Origin of the sequence: Sphingomonas longa (assembly GCF_016892685.1) — a bacterium.
Lineage (GTDB): Bacteria > Pseudomonadota > Alphaproteobacteria > Sphingomonadales > Sphingomonadaceae > Sphingomonas > Sphingomonas longa.
Genome location: NZ_JAFEMC010000001.1, coordinates 32,153 through 52,021, shown reverse-complemented (window position 1 = coordinate 52,021; position 19,869 = coordinate 32,153). Strand labels below are relative to the sequence as shown.

Below are 19,869 nucleotides of genomic sequence, written 5' to 3'. Positions count from 1 at the left end.
TGCGGGATCGAACGCGCGGTCGCAAGCGTTGGCGGCGTTGGTTGCGGGAGCGTATCGAATGCGGGAAATCAGGTCGGCCGCGATGGTCGTCAACGCCAAGTCCCGCAAGGGGCAGAAACTGTTCAAACGGGCGTGCGCGGCGATGCAGGGACTGCCGTACGAGGTCGACGCGCGCGCAGTCGACGATCCGAAGAAGCTGGAATCGACCGTCCGCGACGTTCTGGCCGCCAAACCCGACCTGCTGATCCTGGGCGGTGGCGACGGCACGATCAGCGGGCTTGTGGACCTGATGGTGGGGCATGATGTCATATTAGGCGTGTTGCCGCTGGGCACCGCCAACAGCTTTTCGCGAACGCTCGGTATTCCGCTGACGATCGAAGGCGCGGTGGAGGTGATCCGCGCCGGCCATACGCGGCGCATCGATCTGGGCATGATCGACGGCGATTATTTCGCGAATTGCGCGGCGATGGGGATCAGCCCGCAGATCGCCGAGACGGTACCGCACGGGTTGAAGAAAGTGCTGGGTATGGTCGGCTATCTCGGCTGGGCCAGTTACCAGTTCGCCAAGTTCCGCCCCTTCATCCTGCACGTCGACGACGGCACGACCAAGCGGAAGATGCGGGTGGTGGAAGTCCGGATTTCGAACGGCCCCTATCATGGCGGCACCTGGCTGGTGGACGAGGCGTCGGTGAATTCGGGCGAGATCGTCGTGCAGGCGGTGCGCGGCCACTACAAGCGCGGGCTTGTGAAGAACTGGGCGCTGAGCTTCTTCGGGCACGAGGCGCGGCATCATGACACGATCAGCTTCTCCGGCAAGGAAGTGCATATCGACACCGAGCCGCGCCTGCCGATCTCGATCGATGGCGAGGTGCTGGCGAAGACGCCGATCACGGCGCGAATCGCAGCGGGCGTGATCGAGGTGATGGCGCCGCCCGAGGCGTGATCGGCTAGGGCGCCATGTCCTTCAACGGCACGCTCGCATCGGCGAGCCGATCCGGCGGGATCGCCGCGCCGGCGAGGACCAGTGCCCTGCCCTGCACATAGTCCTTCACCGCGTTGACGCAGTCCAGCGCGACGACGCGACCGGCCTTCAGGTAGACGATTGTGAAGCTGCGCGTCGCGGGATCGCCGCGGAGCACTTCGGCGTCGTGACCAGTCGAGAGGCCGACGGTCTGGAGCTTCAGGTCGTGCTGGTTCGACCAGAACCACGGCACCGCCGCATAGGGTTCGGGCGTGCCGGTCAGTACCTTGGCGACGACGGTCGCCTGATCGTTGGCGTTCTGGACGGATTCGAGCCGGATCGGCAGGCCGTCCGCGAACACGCTGGCGTGAAGCGCGCAGTCGCCGATCGCGTGGACGTGCGACAGGCTGGTGGCGCAGTGGGCGTCGACCGCTACACCGTTGCCGCCCTCCGCGCCCGCGTCGAGCAACGGTTGGACAGCGGGGACGATGCCGACGCCGACGATGACCATCTCCGCGGGCACGACCTCTCCGCCGGTAAGCCGCACCCCGACTGCGCGACCCGCCTCCTCGACGATGCAATCGACCCCGACACCAAGACGGATGTCGACGCCGTGGGCACGGTGCTCGGCTTCGAAGAAGCGCGACAGGGCAACACCGGCGACACGGGCAAGGACGCGGTCCTGCGCTTCGAAGACGGTCACCTGCTTGCCGAGCTTCGACAGGACGGCGGCGGCCTCCAGTCCGATATAGCCGCCGCCGATCACCGCGATGCGGGTCGTTCCGGCGAGTTCTGCCACCATGCGATCGACATCGGTGCGGCTGCGCACGGAGTGGACGCCCGCGAGATCGTGGCCGGCGCAGCTCAATCGGCGGGCGTGGCCGCCCGTCGCCCAGATCAGTTCGCCATAGCCGACGACTGCACCATCGGCGGTCGTGACGGTCCGGGCGGCGGGTTCGACGGCGACGACGCGGTGGCCCAGCAGCATGTCGATTGCGCGCTCGGGCCAAAAGGCCGCGGGGCGGATCAGCAGGCGTTCGAACGGCTTGTCGCCAGCGAGATAGTCCTTGGAGAGCGGCGGGCGCTCGTACGGAAGTTCGGGTTCCTCCCCGAGGATCGCGATGCTGCCGGCAAACTTGCGCTGGCGCAGCGCGATGGCGGCTTGCGCGCCGGCATGGCCCGCGCCGACGATGACGATGTCGTAGCTGTTCAACGCGTCTCTCCCCGATCGCCCCGATCAGGGGTGGCGGTGGCTTCGTCAAGGTCGAGCCAGTCTGCGAGGATGTCGGCCGCATTCTCCCCCACCCGCGGCGGGCGGCGGCGGAAGGTGGCGGGGGTGGCGGAGAGTTTGGCCGGGAAGGCGACGCTGGGGATCGTTGCGCCGTCTTCGCGCTCGAAATGGTGGACGGTGCCGCGCGCGGCGATGACGGGATCGGCGAAGACCTCGCCGATCGTGTTTACCGGCCCGGCCGGAATACCCGCCGCCACGAGGCGTTCGACCAGCGCCTCGCCCGGAAACGTGCGGACATGGTCGCGGATGATGGACTCGATCGCGTCGCGGTTGATCTGGCGCGCGCGGGCGGTGACGAAGCGCGGGTCGTCGGCGAGGTCGGGCACGCCCATCTCCGCGCAGAGCAGCCGGAACTGCCGATCGTTGCCGACCGCGATGACGATCGTGCCGTCCGCCACGTCGAACGTGGTGTAGGGCACGACGGTGGGGTGACGGTTACCGAGACGGCCGGGATCGATGCCGCCGACCAGCCAGTTCATCGCCTGATTGGCGAGCATGGCCACCTGCGTATCGAGCAGCGCGAGATCGATATGCTGCCCCTCTCCCGTCCGCTCCGCATGACGCAGCGCCGCGAGGATGCTGACCGCCGCATAGAGACCCGTGGAAAGGTCGGCCATCGCGACGCCGGCGCGCAGCGGCTGGCCGCCCTCCTCGCCGGTAATGCTCATGAAGCCGCCCATTCCCTGCGCCACGAAGTCGTAGCCGGGGCGGTCGCGGTACGGGCCGGTCTGGCCGAAGCCGGTGATCGAACAATAGACGAGCTTCGGATTCAGGCGCGACAGGCTGGCGAAGTCGAGCCCGTATTTGGCGAGCCCGCCGACCTTGAAGTTCTCGACCACGACGTCCGCCCGCATCGCCAAATCGCGGACGAGTGCCGCACCGGACGGATCGGCGAGGTCGATCGCGATCGACCGCTTGTTGCGGTTGCACGACAGGTAATAGGCGCTCTCACCCAAATCCTCGTTCCCGTCGCTGTCCGTCAGGAACGGAGGGCCCCACGCTCGCGTGTCGTCGCCGCGGCCGGGTGCCTCGACCTTCACCACGTCCGCGCCGAGGTCGGCGAGCATCTGCGTCGCCCAGGGACCCGCGAGAACACGCGACAGGTCGAGGATGCGGACGCCGGTCAGGGCGGCAGCAGCAGTGATGGGAGAGGCGTCGCGAGCGGTGGCGGAATCGATCATGCGCGACCTATAGATGCCCGGCACCCCGCCTAACAATCATGCTGCGTTGCCAAAAGGTTCGACGGCGACATCAAGCAAACACAAGAGCATCCCGAAATAACGACCAAGTTTTGCGCTTGGCGGCATGAGGTTCGGGATGTAAAAGCCGCGCAGGGGGATTCGATGGGGTGGGGACTCTATAAGGATCGGGCGCCGGCGGCGCTCGCGATGAGGCGTGTCGACGGGCGCCGTGCGTGTCGCATCGGCCTGGGAGTTGCGTTGATCGCGGGTCCCGCTGGCCTGGGCGCGCAGACCACGCCGCAGCCGACCACCCCGACCGGGCTTCCCACGCGGCAACAGGTGGAGCAGCCCGGACCGCAAAGCGCCCCGACCGGCACCAGCGTCAGCGTCGACGGCAGCGAGGCGTTTGGTCGTCCGCCGTGTGCGCTGGCGACATCACCGTTGAAGGTGACGATCGACCGCGTGGCTTTCGTCCCGGCGGGTCGTGACACGCTGCCGCCCGCGATCGCCGCCATTCTCGCGCCGATCGTGCCCGCGACGAAAGGCGAGCAACCGATCGCGAACGTCTGCGCGATCCGCGATGCGGCCAATGCAGCGCTGCGGGCATCGGGGTATGTCGCTTCCGTCCAGATTCCGCCGCAGGAGATCACGACCGGCGAGCTGACGCTGGCGGTGGTGATGGCCCGGATCACCGAAATCCGCATCCACGGCGAGGCCGGCCGCTACCGCGACGTGCTAGCCGCGCGAATCGCCCAGATCCGCGCGCTCGACCCGATCAACGAGCGGGATGCCGAGCGCATCCTGTTGCTGGTGGGCGACATCCCCGGCCTCGACGTGCGGCTGTCGCTGCGTCCCGCGGGCTCGGCGCCGGGCGACGTGATCGGCGACGTCGTGGTCGCGACGCAGAACTTCGCGATCATCGGCAACATCCAGAACTACGGGTCGCGCCAGATCGGACGCGGTACCGCCTATCTGCGCGGAGAAACCTATTCGGTGCTGACCGCCGGCGACATCGTCTATGTCGGCGCGTCCTCGACGATCGATTTCGACGAGCAGCAGGTCGTCCAGGGCGGCTACATATTCCCGATCGGGAACCAGGGCCTGACGCTGGGCGTGCGGAGCACCTATGCGTGGTCGCGGCCCGACCTGGGACCGCTGGACCTGCGGTCGCGCTCGTTCATCGGCGGGCTGGACGTGACGCTGCCGGTGCTGCGGACGGTGCGGCGCAACCTGTCGGTGACCGGCGGCGCGGAGGTGATCGAGCAGCGGACGCGGGTTTACGGCGACGGCGACTCCTCACCGCTGAACCGTGACCGGTTGCGGGTGGGGTTCGTGCGGCTGGACGGCAATCTGCGCGGACGGCGGCCGGACGGGCTGGACGCGTTCGCGATCGGCGCTTCGGCGGAGGTCCGGCAGGGCTTCGGCGTTCTCAACGCGACGAGGCTCGGCGCGATTTCGACCGGCGGCTACACGCCTTCCCGGTTCGAGGGCGACCCGAAGGCGACCGTGGTGCGCGCCGACCTCGACCTGTTGCTGCGGGCCGGGCGGGTGTTCAGCACCGTTACCAATGTCCGCGCGCAATATACCGACCGACCGCTCCTGAATTTCGAGGAGTTCGCGATCGGTAACCTGACGGTCGGACGCGGCTATGATCCGGGCGCCAATACCGGCGATCGCGCGGCAGGCATCCATACCGAACTGCGCGCCGACCTGTTCCAGACCTCGCCGGTGCCGCTGCAATTCTACGGGTTCGCGGATACGGTGTGGCTGACGAATCTCGACAGCTTCTCGACGGAAACGGATCGCAAGCTGCGCTCGATCGGCGGCGGGCTGCGCGTGTCGCTGCCGGGCAAGATGCTGATGGACATCGGCTACGCGCATGCGCTCGACCGCGCGCTGACGTTCGACCGCGGTCGACCGACCGACCGCGTGTTGCTGTCGGTGACGGCGCAGCTGACCCCGCGACCACGGTAATCCCGATCACCCACCACTCAGACGGCGCAAACCCAAGGATTATCCCATGACCCGCAGCCGGCCCGCCCCCACCCCGCTCCGCCTCCCTGGGCGTCTGCGCGGTCGGTTGGTGCTGACGACCGCGTTGGGCGGCTGTCTTGCTGCCTTCGCGGCGACGGCTGCCCGGGCGCAGGATCTGCCCGTCGTGGCACCGGTCGGCACGCTGATCGGTAGCCCCACCGGCGTTACTCCGGGCGTAGCTACCGATGCCATCGGCGTGACGCAGACCGGCACGATCATCGATTGGCAGAGCTTCAACATCGGTACCGGCCAGACGGTGACGATCTCGGATGCGCGGACCGGCCCCGCCGCGGGATCGAGAATGACGATGCTGAACCGGGTGACCGGGCTGCTGGGGATCGTCCCGCGAAGCCAGATCGACGGCACACTTAACGGTGCCGCCAATATCGCGGTGTACATCGTCAACCCCTCGGGCATCGTGTTCGGCAACAATGCCGTCGTCAACGTCGGCGGACTGATCGCGAGCACGCTGGCGATCAGCGACACGAACTTTGCGGCGGGCAATTACATCTTCGCCGATCCCGGCAACACGGCGGGGATCACCGTCGCATCGTCGGCCAACCTGACGAGCACGGGGCTCGCGGCGGACCAGCTTGGCCTAGTCGCACTGATCGGCGCGCGCATCGACAGCGCCGGCACGATCGCGGCGGCCGGCGACGTGGCGCTCGTCGCGGCGAGCGACGTGACCCTGACCTACGATGCCGCCAACCCGCTCGGCTTCACCGTGCGGGAGGGCACATCGCTGGGCACCGTGACAACCGGCGGCGTCACGACGAACGGCCCGATGGTCGTGAGCGGTACGATCGGCGGACGGTCGGCACTGTTCGTAGCCGCGACTCGGCAGACGGTGACCGATGCCGTGCTCGACATGAGTTCGGCCGTCACGGCGACGACGGCGGTCGCGACGGACCGTGGCATCGTGCTGATCGCCGGCCGCGACAACGCTGCCGATGCGCGTGTCACATTTGCCAGCGGTCCCGGCGGAGCGCCGCTGGCGGCGAACAGCGGCACCGTATCGCTGGCGCTGGGCGGCGCAGCGCTCAACAGCGGATTGACGGCGGCCGGCGCGGGTGGCGCGATCCGGCTGGCGAGCAATGGCGGCATCGGCGGCGGTAGCGGGGCAGCCCCGTTCGCGTCCTCGCTCGCGGCGAGCCAGGCCATTCTGGCCACTTCGCTCACCGGCGACGTCCTGCTCGGGTCGGCGACGGGCAACTCGGTCGGGGTCACGGCGACGGCGGGCGGGGTATCGCTGGGGACCGCGGTCGCCGGCGTGGGCGGAACGGCGTTGAACGCCGGTGCCGGTGCGCTGGCGTTCGCGACCCTCGAGTCCTCCGGTGCCATCACCGGCACCGCATCGGGAGATATCACCGGCACCAGCGCGATCACGACCGGCGGGACGATGTCGCTGGTGTCGAGCGGCGGGACACTCGCGATCGGCTCGGCGAGCTCCGCGGGCGCGATGACGTTGAACGGTGCCGTTGCGACCCGCGTCGACACGGCGGTGACCAGTTTGGCGGGCAGCGACCTGAGCGTGCTGGGAGGCGCGGTTTCGGGGGTCGGTGCCGGCACGCGGGCGACGTTGACGGCCGGGGGTGCCCTGGACGTCACGGTGACAGGCCCTGCCCTGCTGGCCGCGATTCGGGGGGCCACGGGCGTCACCGTCGGTGCCGCCGCCATCGACGCCGGCACGGCCACGGCGAGCGCCGGCGCATTGTCGCTGACCGCGGCGACCGGCGACCTGATTATCGGTAGCGCGGCCGCGACATCGGGCTCGGTGGGGCTGTCGGCCAGCGGCGGCGTGGTAACGGCCGCCGCGGTTACCGGCGGCACGAGTGTGACCGTCAACGGTACCGGCACGAACCTGGGGACGGTGGATGCGCTCGGCACCGACCTTGCGATCACGACGAGCGATCCGCTGGGCAGTTTGCGACTGACCGACGGCTTCGCGGCCGGGGCGGCGACGTTGAACGCAGCCGGTGCGGCGGTGATCGGCCGGATCGATGCCGGCGCGATCGACATCGATGCCGCCGGCCGACTGACCGCGACGACGCTGAACGCTGCCACGACTCTGTCGGGAGCCGGCGCCAGCGTCGCGATCGGGTCGGCCATCGCCGACACCGGCGCGCTGGTGCTGACCAGTCGCGCGGGTGGCGCCTTGCAGTTGGGAAGCGGCCGGTCGGGTACGACGACCCTGCTCGACGCGGGGGACAGCCTGTCGCTGACCGGCACCTATCGCGGTGGCACGGGCGTGACCGCGCAAGCCGCCGGCGGAATCGATATCGCGACGCTGGAGAGCGTGAACGCCGACGCCGTCGTCACCGCGGGCGGGGCGGTCACCGCCGCGCGCCTGATCGCGGCGAGCGACCTGACCGTCACGTCCAATAGCTTCGCGATCGACAGCATCGAGGCTCGAGCCGGTAGCGCTAGGCTGATGGCCGAGGGGACGACTGCGCTGCTGGGCAGCTCTACTGCGATCGGCGGCGACCTGCTCGTCCGCGGCAATACGCAGGCAAGCGTCACCGGCAGCATCGCAGCGGGCCGCGATTACGCCGTGGAGGGCGCAAGCGTCCTGCTGGGCGCCGGCACGCCCGTCACGCAGACCGCCCTTCGCAATATCGCGATCACCGCCCGCGACGGATCGATCGTCGGGCAAGCGTCGCTGGCCCTGAGCGCCGCGGGTGGCGGCGCGGGATCGCTGGTGCTCGATGCCACGGGCGGCGACATCCTGTTCGCGCCGGACACGCTGGTTTCGGGCGGCGTCGGTCGCACGGGTGACATCGGGATCAGATTGGGATCGCCGGGAGGAACGTTGCGGCTCGGCGCTGTGGATGCCCGGGCGCTCCTGTCGGTCGATGCGGGCGGGACGGTGTTCTCACCCCTGACGACGACGGGGACGATCGACCTGAATGGTCCGGTGACGCTGACCCGCGCGTTGCAGGCGAGTACGTCGGGCGACATTTTGACCCGTGCCATCACCGTCAGCGGCGTCGGAGAAGGGCTAGGTCTGACCACGACCGGCGCGGGTAGCGACGTGACCGTGCGCGGGCGTCTTCAGGCCGACGGCGACGTGGCGGTCACCGCGCGTGGCGACATCACTTTCTTGGGTAGCGGAGCGGCGGTGAGCCCGACCGGCGCCGTAACGCTGATCGCGCAGGATGGCGGCATCGCGGGTGTCGGCGTGGTCTCCGCCGGCGCGCGTGCCGACATACGGGCCGCGACCGATCTGACGCTCACGTCGCTGACGTCCGGCACGTTCGGAGGCGCCGCGGATCGGTCCGCCAACGCCTCGGCGGGAGGGCTTTCGATCGGGACGGCGACGGCGGGTACGGCATTGACGCTGACCGCGACGGCGCGCGACTTGCAATTGGGCAGCGGCACAGCCGGCACGACCGCGGTTCTCGACAAAAGCGGGACGACCGGTGCGCTGCGCGTGCTTGGAACGTTGACCACCGGTTCCGACATCACGATCGGCAGCACCACCGATGCCGCACTCGGGTCCGTGACGAGCACTTCAGGAACGCTCGTCACCAATGTATCGGGGGCCACCACCGCCACACTGCTGCGGTCGGACGCGCGCGACGTACTGGTGTCGACGGGAGCGCTTCTGGACGCGGCCTCCGTAGACGCCGGCGGATCGGTGACGATCGTGGCCGGCGATCCGCTCAACGCGGTGTCCGCAGGCGCCATCCGCGTCGGAACGGCGACGGCGCGCGGCGGGGCGCTGACGATGACCGCGGCGAATCGCACGCAGACCAGCGTGGCGGGGATCGTCCTGGCGGACGGGTCGGCAAGCGGGGTGACGACGCTGAGGACGATCGGCAGCGGCAACATCGTCACGACGGCACTGACGGCACGTGGCGGCGCGGCGACGATCGAGGCGGCGGGCGACGCGCGGCTCGGCAGCGTAGACGCGACCACCGGCGCCATCCTGATTACCGCCGGGGGCGCGGTAAGTGGGCTCGCCCGCCCTGCACCCGCCACCGACGGCCGATTGCTGACCAGTTACGATGGGGCAAGGCTGACCGCGAGCGGCGATGTCGCCGTTTCCGCGTTCGGGACGGCGCAACTCGGCGCAATCAGTGGTGACGCGGTGATGGTGACCGCCGGCAGCGACGCTGCAATGATCGACACGGTGAGCGCCGGCCGGCTGTACGGCGTGACCGGACGATCGGTGACGCTGGGCTTGACCGGGATCGCAATCGACCAGACGGCGACCGGTGGGATCGACATCCTGTCGCAGGGCGGTGCGATCGTCGGGCGCAGCGGGCTGACGCTCGCCTCCGACATCGACGGCAGCGGCGGCGACCTCATTTTGCGATCGTCGGCGGGGATAGACTTCGCTGCGGGCCGTTCGCTCGCCGCGGGCGGTCCGGCGCGGGTGGCGGCGATCCGCATCGCCGCCGGGTCTGGCGACACGATCTCGCTCGACCGGGTCGATGCGCGATCACTGGTGTCCTACGATCCGGGTCTGACCGCCACGACGCTCCGTCACGACGGACCGGTATCGCTCGGCAACGTGACGGTCGTTGACACGCTGGACATCGGGGTTGCGGGTGCGCCGCTGGCCGTCGCAACAATGGTCAGTGGCGGCGATATCCGCCTTGCGAGTGACGGTGCTCTTACCGCGACCGACCTGCTGTCGGGGGGCATGATCGACGTTAGCGGCGCGAGCGCCGTGATCGGCGCGGCGCGGGCCGGAACCGGTGCGACGTTGCGCAGCACGGGTGGCACGCTGGAAGTCGGATCGATCGACGCGGCCGCCGGTTCGATCATGCTGGACGCCGTGGGCGACCTGCGGATCGACCGCGCGGCGGCGACAGCAGCGATCGTCGCGACTTCGACGAGCGACATCACGGGTCGATCCCGCGGAAGCGGCTTCGGTTCGGCCACGCTGGCAAGCAGCGGTGGAACCGTGACAGTCGCGACCAATGAGGCGGTGCCAAGCGCGGGCGTCGTCCGGCTGGCGACCGTCGCCGGCCAGGGTGATGTGGCGATAGCGGGCCGCGATGTCATGGCCGCGACGATCACGAGTCTGGCGGGCGACTTGTCCGTGACGGCGCGTCGCAACGTGGCCGGCACAGCGTCGGTGGGCATCGTGGTGGAATCGATCGATGCCGCTGGCGATATTGGCCTGCGCAGCGGACTGGGCGTCCCGTTCATCGGCGGCGTCGGTACGATCGGGCTGGACCGCGCCGTCAGCCGAACCGGCGGCATCGTGATCTCGAACGCCGACGGCGACATCGGGGGCATCATCGGCGGGACCCGCACGACGCTGACCTCGGCTCGCACTACTACAGTGGATGCGGCGGGGGCCGCTCTGCTCGGCACGGCCGATGCGGGCACCGATCTTGCGGTGTCCGCGCGATCGATCGACCTGACCAGCGGTCTGGCCCGCACTGGTATGCTGACGATGATCGCCCGGAGCGGCGATGCGGTGCTGGGCACGGGGATAGCGGGATCGAGCGTCTCGATCACGGCAAGCGGGCTGGCCGGCATCGACTCGTTGACGAGCGGCACGTCGATGGTCCTCGATGCCGACCGAATCGACGCGACGACCCTGGTCGCGGGGAGTTCACTCACGACGGTCAGCGCGGCCGCCAGTCGCCTGCAAACCGTCACGGCAGGCTCCGCCACATCGCTCTCCGCCGGCGGCAACATGGCGATCGGAACGGCGGACATCGCCGGCCCGCTGCTAATTGCGGCGGCCGGTGCTCTGGACGCGACGCGGCTGACGGCGGCCGGCGATCTGGAGGCGTCGGCAGGTGTCTTGGACATCGGCTCGGCAGCGGCAACCACAGGCACGTTGCGGCTGATCGCGACGACCGGCAATCTGACCTTGGGCGTGGGACGGTCGAGTGGAGCGACGACCATCGCTGCGGGCCGCGGACTTGTGACGATCGGGTCCCTGACCAGCGGCGGCGCGGCGGACATCCGCGCGGCTCGGGCGGCGATCGGCAGCATCGATACCGGCGGCAGCCTGACGATCGCCGCAGATGGCGACGTGCTCGCAACGACGCTGCATGCGGTGGACTCCATCGATGTCGGGGGCGGCAGCGTCGCCATCGACACCGTAACAGCAGAACGCGGCGCGCTGCGCCTGACGGCGACCGCCGGTGACCTGACGGTGAGCACGACCCGCGCAGGCGGTACGACGAGCGTGACGGCGAGCAACGGGCTTGCCACGATCGGGGCAGCGACCGGCACCGGGGCCGTCGACGTTTCGGCGAACCGCGTGCCGATCGGGTCGGTGGATACGGCGGGAACGCTGACGATCGCGAGCGTCGGCGATGTCCGCCTGACGCAGGGGTTTACTGGCGGCGATGTCCGTCTAACGGCGGGAACCAGCGCCGCGATCGGCTCGCTCGAATCGCGGGGCGCCGGCGTGCGGCTGACCGCAGGCGACGCGATCGTCGCGGATTCGATCATCGCTGCCAACGACCTCACGATGCGCGGCGGCGCGATCGACATCCGCAACGCGACGGCGCGGACCGGCGCGATCGATCTGACGGCGACGCGCGGCAACCTGACCCTGACGTCGGGTAGCGCCGGTACGACGGCGCAGGCGATTGCCGGCGCGGGTGCGCTGGCGATCGGGACGCTCAGCAGCGGTTCCGCGACGATGCTTCGCGCGCTGACGCTGACGGCGGGGGATCTGACATCGGGTGGAAGCCTGTCGGCCGATGCCGGCAACCTGTCGATCGATGCTGCGCATGCGACGACTGGGAACGTGGCGCTGACCGCGACGGCTGGCGCGGCGCGTTTGGGCAACGTCCGGGCGGATGGGGGGGCGATCACCCTGCTCGCCTCGGATGCCCTGGCCGCTACGACATTGGCGGCCGCGCGTGCGATCGACATCCGCGCCGGCAGCGATCTTACCGTGGGGACAGCGTCGGCCGGCACGACGACCACGCTGAATGCGGCGCGGGACATGAGCCTCGGCACGATCGCGACCGGCAGCGACCTGACCGTGGCGACCGGGCGGACGTTGACCGCGGGCGACGTGACGACGACGACCGGGGCGATAACGATCGACGCCGGTGGTACGGCGACGATCGACCGCCTGCGCAGCGCTTCGACGGCCACGATCCGCGTCGGTGCGCTGACGCTGAACGACGGCGTCACGAGTGGTGCGCTGACCGTGACCAGCACCGGGGATGCGCGCCTCGTCACCGCCCGGAGCGGCAGCGACGCCGTGATTACCAGCGGCGGATCGACGTCGATCGGCAGCCTTACGGTCGCAGGGGATGCGGCGCTGACCGCAGGCGGCGCGCTCGCGATCGGCACGGCGGACTCTACGGGTGGCGTTCGGACACGATCGGGGGGGGCCACGACGGCGACCACGCTGATCGCCGGACAGACGCTGACGGCGACCGGCAGTAGCGTCGCGATCGGCAGCGCGACGGCCGCGCGTGGCGGCATGACGCTGACCGCCACGGGCGGCGACCTCGCGCTGGGCACGGCATCGGTCGCGGCGAACGTCAATCTGGCCGCAAACGGGCTCGTGAGCGTCGCGGGCGATCTGAGCGCGGGTGGCGATTACGCGATCGATGCGGCCAACGTAGCGCTCGGGTCAGCGGCGACCGCCCGCCAGACGGCGAACGGCCGCGTGACGATCACGGCGCGTGGCGGCGCGATCACCGGTGGCGCGGCCCTGAATTTGGCGTCCGGCGCACTCGGCGTGACGCTGACGTCGAGCGGTGACATCGCGCTGGCGGGGGCGAGTTCCGTTCGGGCCGTCGGGGGCGACGTGACGATCGCTGCTGGTGAAACGGCTGCGCTGGGCACCGTCGCCGCAACGGGCAGGACGATCGCGGTGTCCGCCCAGGATGTCACGCTGGCGGGCGGAGTGACGGCCGACACGATCCGCCTGACGAACATCGCGGCGAGCGGCGCGACGCGACTGGGGGACTCGCCCGCCGACAATCGGGCGGAGTTCGATCTCGCGGGGCGTCGCTTCGATCTCTCGACGGCGGAAGTCGGTCGGCTGGCGGCCACCACGTTCGTCATGGATTCGCGCGGCCGCGATGTCCGTATCGGCGCGCTGGCGATCGGCACTGCCACCGGCGCGAACCGGTTCGAGGTTCGGACGGGGGGCCGGCTCGACGTGCTGGGACGCATGACGACGCTCGGGTCGGGAGCGACCCGGCAGATCGTTCTGGGAGGCGACGGTGTTGCGGCGGCGGACGGGTCGGGCGGTCGGGCCGGCGTGATCCGGATCGCTGCGACGCAGGGCGGCGGTGGCCGCCTGCTCGTCGGCGATGCCACGCTCGATCTGCGAGCGGACCGGATCGGCGTTGGGCTGGATGCCGATTTCCTGTCGGCGATCGGCCTCGCCAACGGCGGTACCCCGCTGGGCACCGATCAGGTCGCGAGCCGTTATGTCGCGCAGCCGAACAGCACCCTGTACAACGCATCCTTCACCGGCCAGCCCGGCTATACGGACCCGGTCCTGCTGACCGCACGGTCGCTGATCGTCCGCTATTCGCACTATGCGCTGTTCCAGAATACCGCGCGCGCCGGCGATACGGCGGGCGCGGTGCTCGGGACGACGCCCGGTGCGCCGACGAGCGGTGCGCTGCAACTGGTGGCGAACGGCGGAGCGACACCGAACGCGTTCGCGCTGTTCGGCACGATCAACGGTATCGGCAGCACCGCGACGTCGCTGCTGGGCGGCGACGCGATCGCCGTCGATGCGGCGGTCAGCCGCACGAACAGCCGCGCCAATGGCTGCGTGATCGGGTCGGCGGGCGGAGGATGCCTGTCGTCCTCGATAGCGCAGGCATCGCTGAACATCTTCGACACCAGCCGTTCGGAAATCTTCCGCACCGCGGACGACCTGTCGCTGCCGTTCGATCCGCTGGTGGGCACGAACAACGAAGCGCTGTTCTCCGACATCGGCGGCTACGTGCCGAGCACCGATCAGGAGTGCGGAACCGCCGCGACCCCCTGCCCGCCCGTGGGAGATGCCAAGTGAAGCGCGTCGACGTTCGTCACGGTCTGGCCGCGCTGGCGGCGCTGGGTGGCGCAATTCCCGGTTCCGCCCCGCTTCAGGCGCGGATGACGGTGCCGCCGGAAAGCTTCGTGCTGGGTCGCGACGCGAACGGCGAGCCGTGTGCGGCGACGCGGGCGTGGAACGACGCACGAATTGGCAGCCTGTTCGACCGCGCGTGGTCGATCACTTGTCGCGGCGTTGCGGCCAGCCGTCCGCAGGGTTCGGTGCTGGCGGTGCGGGGCGTCGCGATTCCTGCGGTCGACACGACGCGCTGCGGTGCGGCCGTGACCGTGGCGATGGAGGGTGTGGGGCCAGTCGAGGCCCGCGCCTGCATCGATGCCACTCTCGGCCTGCCGGTGACGACGATCCGGTTCGAGCGTGGCGGAGTCCAGTATCTGGGGGCGGCGTCCGCGACGGCGCTCGGGCCGCTGGAGGCGGCGCTGCGCACGGCGGCCGGCGTCGCGCCGCCGCCTGCCAGTCGCGACGTGGCGGTCGTCGCGTCGATCCCCGTGGCGCAGGTGCCGGCCGCCCCGAAAGCGGCAGCATCCACCGCTACGTTCAGCGAGATCGACCCGACCGCCGCGCTCCAGACGGGCATCGCGCTCAACCAGCGCGGCGTGTACGTGGAGGCATCGCGCCTGCTGAACGACGCACTCAGCCGATTGCCGGCGAGCACCCCGTCGCTGAACCGGGTCGAGTTGGAGCTGGAAGCGGGGCTGGCGGATTCGAACATCAGCCAGTTCGATGCCGCGAGCGAGCATCTGGAGCGCGCGGGCGCATTGCTGGCGCAGCAGCCCAACATCGACCGCGCGGCCTTTCTCGAATCGAAGCGGGCGACGTATCGCGGTCTGGATCTGATCAACCGGCGCGACTTCAAGGCGGCGGTCGATGCGCTGGGCGGCGGTGAATCGGCGGGGCAGCCGTTGAAGGACCCGGCAGTGCTTGCCGACCTCAACCAGCCGAGCGCCGGCAACGGCGCGACGGCATCGATCGCAACGGGCGATAATGCGCAACTGTCGCGCCTGCTGCTGGAGGCGCAGCGGCAATGGGCGCGCAGTGTCGCCTATCTTGCCACGAACGACACCGCGCGGGCGCGCGCTGCGCTGGAACGCGCGGTCGTGAACGTCACGCAACTCCAGCGGAGCGTCGATCCGTCGGCGATCATCCCGATCAAGGCGCGCATCCAGCGCCAGTTCGGCCGCGTCGAAGCCCGCGCGGGGCGGATCGGGCCGGCACTGACGCATTTCGACTGCGCGCTGGCGACGCTCCAGAACGTCGCGCCGGAAGACCCGCGAACCTGCCTGCTGGCGCCCCGTGCCGGCGCTCGCGGCGGTGTCGGGCAACAGACGCCCGGCGGCGCGACCGGCCCCCTGATCGCGGAAACCGGTCTCGAACGCGCCAGCCTCTTCGCGCGCCAGCCGGGCGCCGACCAGACCAAGGTGCTGGCCGACTTCGACGCGTCCGTCGAAGCGCTGATCGCCTCCAGCGCAGCGGGCGGCATCGTGCCGCCGGCGATGGAAACCTATCTCGACCTGCTGGCGGACCGCGATGCCGCAGCCCCGATCTCGGCAGTGGAGGAGCGGTTCTTCCGCGCCATCCAGGCGGTGGGGGAGCCGGCGATCGCGCGTCAGGTCGCGCAGTTGCAGCGGATCGTGACCGCCGACGGCCCGCTGGGCGCGAAGGTGCGCGACCGCGCCGAACTGGAGCGGCAGGTCGTCCGCATCCGCTATCAACTCGCGACCGCCACTCCCGAGGAAGCACGCGCGCTGGAACAGGAACGCAGTGCCGCCGAGGTTCAACTGGCGAGCGTCAACGCCACGCTGGCGGCGGACCAGCGCTATCGCGCGGTCGATGATCGGCCAGCAACGATCGCCGAGGTGCAAAGCGCGCTCCAGCCGGGCGAAGCCTATCTGAAGGTCACGCGGCTGCGCAGCCGTACCTATGGCATCGTGATCGATCGCGAGCGGGCCTATGTCTACGCGCTCGCCGCCACCGTGCCGGAGGTCGACGGGATCGCGGCGAAGGTGCGGACCTCGATCCGGAACGACAGCGGCAGCCTCCCCTTCTTCGACGTGCCTGCCGCGTTTACATTGTTCAAGCTCATCGCGGGGCCGGCCGAGCCGGCGCTGCTGAAGGCGGACGCAATCGTGGTCGATCCGTCCGGGCCGCTGGAAAATCTGCCCGCCGGCGTGCTCGTCACCGATCTCGCCAGCGTCAGAAGCTATGTCGCGACGCGGGCGACGCAGCCGAACGACTATAGCAAGGTGGCGTTTCTGGGCGCGCAGGCGCAACTGTCGGGTGCGTTATCGGCGCGTTCGTTCCTGATCTCGCGCGCCTTGCCGGAGTCGACGGCGGCGAACCCCTTCATCGGTTTCGGCCAGAATGCGCCGGCGGCGACGCTGTCGGCGGCACTGACCAGCCGTCGGATCAGCTTCGGACAGGGGTGCGACATCAGCTACGGCGAGCTGGCGCAGATCATGAACGCCAACCGGCCTGTCAGCGCGGCGGAGATCAGCATCGCCGCAACCGCGCTGGGCGTCCCGAACGCGCCCGAAATCACCGGTCGCGCCTTCAACGATGCGGCGTTGGTGACGGAGGGACAGCGGGGCGAGTTCGATCGCTATCAGGTCATCCACTTCGCCACGCATGGCCTGCCGGAAATGCGGGTCGACTGTCATCGTATTCCGCCGTCGCTGGTGACCTCGCTTGATCCCCCGGCGGACGCGGGCGATTACCCCTCGGACGGGCTGCTGACCTTTTCCGAGATTGCCGGATTGCGGCTGAATGCCAATCTGGTCGTGCTGTCCGCCTGCGACACCGCCAGCGGTGTGTCGCAGCTCGGCGGGCGGCTGTCGGGGCAGGACGAGTCGGCGGCGACGCTCGACGGGCTGGTCCGCGCGTTCATCACCGCCAACGCCCGCGCGGTGCTGGCGACCTACTGGAACGTGCCGGCGTCCGCGGAGACGGACGCCTTCATCCGCACCTTCTACGCGACCGGACGCACCGCGACGATCGGTGCGGCTCTGCGGTCGGCGCAACGGATCACGATCGCCAAGCCGGACTATTCGCACCCGTATTTCTGGGGCGCGTATTTCCTCGTCGGCGATGCGAGCAAGACGATGCTGTCCACAGGTTCGCAGGCGAAGACCCGCGTGGCCGCCAAGTGAATGCCCCGGTGCGGGCGCTCGCGACACTGATCGCGGCGTGCGTCGCAGCGGCGGTGCTGGTGCTGGTGGCGCAGACGGGGTTCGGCGCGGCAATGACCTTCCCGTGGTTCGCGGCGCTGGGCGATGCGGGCATTGAGGCGGTGTTCACGCTCGTCCTGTTCGGGCTGCTGATCGCGGTGGCGCTGATCGGGCTGGCGGTCGAGCGGCGGCGGCTGGCGATCGGTAACGGCGTTGCCGCCGGGGCGGGTCTGGCGGTCGGGATGGGCGGGCTGACGCTGGCGATGCTGCTGGCGATGATCGCCGGGCTGGTGCAGCCGGGTCAGGCGGGTAGCGGACACGGCATCGGCCTGCTGCTGATCGGTACGCTCGGCGTCGTTGTCCAGTCGACCGCGGAGGAGGTGTATTTTCGCGGCTGGTTGCAGCCTGCGCTGACACGCGGCTGGGGCAAGGCCGCCGGCGTGATCGTCGCGGCGCTAGCGTTTGCGGCGCTGCACATCGCGGGCGGCGCGCGCAGCCCGATGACCTTGCTCAATATCTTCCTGGCGGGTGCGCTGTTCGGCTTGATCGCGGTCCGGACCGGGGGCGTGCTGGCTGCGGCGGCGGCGCATGCCGGCTGGAACTGGGCGGAGATCGTGCTGTTCGGGCTCGATCCCAATCCCGGGGTCGGCAGCTTCGGCGCGATCATGAACCTCGACCTCGTCGGCAGCCGGTGGTGGGGCGGGTCGGCCGAGGGGCTGAACGCCAGCGTCGGCGTGACGCTGGTGCTGGCGGCGCTGATCGTGCCACTGATTGCGTGGCGGAAGCCGCCGGTCGGCGCGGTCAGCTCGCCTCCCGCGTCCGGCTGACGTCGATGCGGTCGCGTTCCTTCGTGAACGCCTGCAACGCCGATCCCGCCAGCGTTTTCCCGCTTTCCGTCTTGACGCTCATCGGGTCGACCGGCTGGCCGTCGATGTGCAATTCGTAGTGAAGGTGCGGGCCGGTCGAGCGACCGGTCGTGCCGACCTCGCCGATCCGCTGGCCCTGCGCGACGCGGACGCCGGTGGCGATGCCGTCGCCGAAACGGTTCATGTGAAGGTAGAGCGTCTCCCAGCCATTGTCGTGGCGCAGCTTGACGAAATTGCCGTTCGGCCCCTTCGGCCCGGCGAACTCCACCTGACCGTCGCCGCTGGCGAAGATCGGCGTACCCGTGGGCGCGGCGAAGTCGGTGCCCTTGTGCAGCTTGGCGAAGCCCAGGATAGGGTGGATGCGGAAGCCGAAGCTGGACGACACCCGAGCCGCCTCCACCGGGGTCCGCAGCAGCGCGCGGACGATGCTGCGTCCGCTGGCGTCGAACCAGCCCGCCGCCTCGCCCGACGGCGCGAAGCGATAGACGGCGGCCGATTTGTCCGCGGTCGTCAGCGCGGCGTAGAGCAGTTTCGGCGGCCCGACGGGGTTGCCGTTGGGGTCCGTCTCCTGCTCGAACGCGGCCTCGAACACGTCGCCCTTGTGAACCTCGCGCTGGAAGTCGAAGTCGAACGCCAGCGCCTGCGCAAAATCGGGGATCAGGCTGTCGGTGATCCCCGCCGCGACCGCCGACGAATAGAAGCTGTCGGCGTCCATCGTCCCGCGCTTCACGATCACGCGGCTGGTCAGGTTCGCCGCGATGCGCGAGGCGGTGAAGCCCCCCTGCCCGTCCGCGCTGACGACGATGCCGGAACTGTCGGGGTTCGATGCCTCCAGCTTGGTCAGCGTCGGGCCGTCCGCGCCCGGCGTCAGCGTGATGACCGCGCGAATCTCGCCCGGCTTCAGCGCGCCCGCCGTCGCCGCCACTGCCGCGTCGGCGCTGGCGGCGGGGATGCCGCTCGCGATCAGCGCAGGTTTCAAGTCCTGCGGGCCCGACAGTACGAGCGTGCGGCGCATCGTACCCGGTTGCGCCGGCCCCGACTTGGCGGCGGCGACGACGGCGGGAGCCGCCGCCTCGACCACGGGCTTCCCGCGCGACAGCCACGCCGCTCCGCCGCCAACCGCGATCAACGCGGCGGCACCGCCGAGCGCCAGCATGGGCGTCCGCCGTCCCGGTGGCAGTGGTGGCGGCGAAGGAGGCGGCGTGATCGGCGGCGGCGCCGCGGGCTTCACCCAGCTGCGCGGATCGAACGATTGCGTGCCGCCGTCATCTGCCATCGAATAGTCCCCCCGGTAACCCAATAGCGCGGTCGGGCGGCGGTATCGAGCGGATTGCACCGCCGTCTGACGCGGGCTACCGC

The 19,869-nt window shown here is 70.0% G+C and carries 8 protein-coding genes; 5 read left to right on the top strand and 3 right to left on the bottom strand.

Going from position 1 to position 19,869, the window contains the following annotated elements:
- Window positions 1-58: 58 nt before the first annotated feature.
- Window positions 59-943 carry a diacylglycerol/lipid kinase family protein gene (locus ILT43_RS00235; RefSeq protein ID WP_204193070.1) on the top strand — a complete coding sequence of 295 codons (885 nt, stop codon included), beginning with the start codon at window positions 59-61 and terminating at the stop codon, window positions 941-943.
- 4 nt (window positions 944-947) lie between these two features.
- Here the strand turns inward: ILT43_RS00235 and ILT43_RS00230 are convergent, their stop codons facing one another.
- Both ILT43_RS00230 and ILT43_RS00225 read right to left on the bottom strand, forming a co-directional pair.
- Complete coding sequence (locus ILT43_RS00230; RefSeq protein WP_204193056.1) at window positions 948-2,174, bottom strand: NAD(P)/FAD-dependent oxidoreductase; 1,227 nt, start codon at window positions 2,172-2,174, stop codon at window positions 948-950.
- Entirely contained in the window at window positions 2,171-3,433 is a 1,263-nt protein-coding gene (locus ILT43_RS00225; RefSeq protein ID WP_204193053.1) for a CaiB/BaiF CoA transferase family protein, read from the bottom strand. The genes ILT43_RS00230 and ILT43_RS00225 overlap by 4 nt, the downstream gene beginning before the upstream one ends.
- Window positions 3,434-3,691: 258 nt before the next feature.
- Between ILT43_RS00225 and ILT43_RS00220 the strand changes: the two genes are divergently transcribed.
- The 4 genes from ILT43_RS00220 to ILT43_RS00205 are packed head-to-tail and all read left to right on the top strand — an operon-like array spanning window position 3,692 to window position 18,471.
- Window positions 3,692-5,407 carry a ShlB/FhaC/HecB family hemolysin secretion/activation protein gene (locus tag ILT43_RS00220; RefSeq protein ID WP_204193051.1) on the top strand — a complete coding sequence of 572 codons (1,716 nt, stop codon included), beginning with the start codon at window positions 3,692-3,694 and terminating at the stop codon, window positions 5,405-5,407.
- Between the two features lie 46 nt (window positions 5,408-5,453).
- Window positions 5,454-14,441, top strand: coding sequence for a two-partner secretion domain-containing protein (locus ILT43_RS00215; RefSeq protein WP_204193048.1), 8,988 nt, complete (start codon window positions 5,454-5,456; stop codon window positions 14,439-14,441).
- Entirely contained in the window at window positions 14,438-17,626 is a 3,189-nt protein-coding gene (locus tag ILT43_RS19745) for a CHAT domain-containing protein (RefSeq protein WP_204193045.1), read from the top strand. The genes ILT43_RS00215 and ILT43_RS19745 overlap by 4 nt, the downstream gene beginning before the upstream one ends.
- Window positions 17,627-17,634: 8 nt before the next feature.
- Complete coding sequence (locus ILT43_RS00205) at window positions 17,635-18,471, top strand: CPBP family glutamic-type intramembrane protease (protein ID WP_204193043.1); 837 nt, start codon at window positions 17,635-17,637, stop codon at window positions 18,469-18,471.
- Here ILT43_RS00205 and ILT43_RS00200 read toward each other — a convergent pair.
- Window positions 18,446-19,786 (bottom strand): M23 family metallopeptidase, encoded by a 1,341-nt coding sequence (locus tag ILT43_RS00200; protein ID WP_204193040.1) that lies wholly within the window; start codon window positions 19,784-19,786, stop codon window positions 18,446-18,448. The genes ILT43_RS00205 and ILT43_RS00200 overlap by 26 nt on opposite strands.
- Window positions 19,787-19,869 lie beyond the last annotated feature (83 nt).

What these genes read in the sequence shown, in the direction of transcription:
- ILT43_RS00235 (WP_204193070.1), top strand. Translation starts at nt 59, where the DNA reads ATGCGGGAAATCAGGTCGGCCGCGATGGTCGTCAACGCCAAGTCCCGC.
- ILT43_RS00225 (WP_204193053.1), bottom strand. Translation starts at nt 3,433, where the DNA reads ATGATCGATTCCGCCACCGCTCGCGACGCCTCTCCCATCACTGCTGCT.
- ILT43_RS00215 (WP_204193048.1), top strand. Translation starts at nt 5,454, where the DNA reads ATGACCCGCAGCCGGCCCGCCCCCACCCCGCTCCGCCTCCCTGGGCGT.
- ILT43_RS00200 (WP_204193040.1), bottom strand. Translation starts at nt 19,786, where the DNA reads ATGGCAGATGACGGCGGCACGCAATCGTTCGATCCGCGCAGCTGGGTG.